This window comes from Paenibacillus sp. P4_A7 (assembly GCF_056402455.1).
The window spans coordinates 1-1,376 of sequence record NZ_JBFUHJ010000764.1; the positions used below are offsets into that span (position 1 = coordinate 1).

At 41.2% G+C, this 1,376-nt stretch carries 2 protein-coding genes and 1 pseudogene; all 3 read left to right on the forward strand.

The window, feature by feature from the left end; translation table 11 throughout:
* The coding region (ribA, locus tag AC1DWN_RS33775; RefSeq protein WP_477563189.1) for a GTP cyclohydrolase II at window positions 1-761 on the forward strand (761 nt) is incomplete at its 5' end.
* 21 nt (window positions 762-782) lie between these two features.
* Entirely contained in the window at window positions 783-1,253 is a 471-nt protein-coding gene (gene ribH, locus AC1DWN_RS33780) for a 6,7-dimethyl-8-ribityllumazine synthase (protein WP_477563190.1), read from the forward strand.
* 35 nt (window positions 1,254-1,288) lie between these two features.
* A pseudogene (locus AC1DWN_RS33785) lies at window positions 1,289-1,376 on the forward strand (segregation/condensation protein A); the annotation flags it as partial.

Genomic DNA, 1,376 nt, shown 5'->3' on the forward strand with positions numbered 1-1,376 from the left:
GCGGAGCTCCTCCAGCTGGAGTTATATGCGAAGTCATTAAAGAAGATGGAACAATGGCAAGATTGCCTGATCTTCTGGAATTCAAAGAAAAGCACAACCTCAAGCTGATAACGATTCAAGAAATGATTCAATATCGCAATGATAAAGAAAAGCTAGTTGAGCGCGCTGTAGAAGTTAAGCTGCCAACTGATTTTGGTACCTTTAAGGCGATTGCTTATACGAATTTGATTGATAACAAGGAGCATGTAGCACTTGTAAAAGGGGATATTGATTCCAATCAACCGATATTAGTTCGTGTACATTCTGAATGCTTGACCGGCGATGTTTTCCACTCTCACCGTTGTGATTGCGGACCTCAGCTTGAGGCGGCTTTGAAGCAAATAGAAGCGGCTGGAAGCGGCATTCTTCTATATATGCGTCAAGAAGGAAGAGGCATAGGCCTGATTAACAAACTTAAGGCTTATGTGCTACAAGAAGAGGGAATGGATACAGTTGATGCAAATTTAAAGCTTGGCTTTCCGGCCGATTTGCGCGATTATGGAATTGGTGCTCAAATTCTAAAGGATCTAGGCGTACGAAAAATGCGTTTGCTCACAAATAATCCACGTAAGATCAAAGGATTAGAAGGATATGGGCTAGAGGTAATCGAGCGTGTTCCGATTCAAATGGCAGCTAATGAGGATAACAACAAGTACTTACGCACCAAAAAATCTAAGCTTGGACATTTGCTTCGTTTTGAAGATACAGACTATACTATATAATTAGTGGAAGGATGACGCATGATGGCACAATTTTTTGAAGGACATTTAATTTCTGAAGGTTTGAAATACGGGGTTGTAGTTGGAAGGTTCAATGAGTTTATTTCAAGTAAATTACTTGGAGGAGCACTTGATGCATTCAAACGTCATGGAGCAAAGGATTCGGATATCGATGTCGCTTGGGTACCAGGAGCATTTGAGATTCCATTAATCGCTCAAAAAATGGCTGAAAGCGGTAAGTACGATGCAGTTATTACGTTAGGCGCAGTTATTCRCGGTTCAACTCCACATTTTGATTTTGTATGCAATGAAGCTGCAAAAGGTGTTGCTGCTATTGCTTTGAAAACTGGAATTCCGACTATCTTCGGAGTATTGACAGTTGATTCGATCGAGCAAGCCATTGAGCGAGCGGGTACGAAGGCTGGAAATAAAGGTTACGAAGCAGCAACAAGTGCAATTGAGATGGCTAATTTAACCAAGCAATTACAAGGTTAAGCAGCTAAGTTAAGGTTAGGCGGGAGGAAACATTAGTGTCAGTGCTTTATAAGCTGGATTCTTTTGAAGGGCCGCTTGATCTATTGCTTCATCTGATCGATAAATCAGAGATTGACATTCATG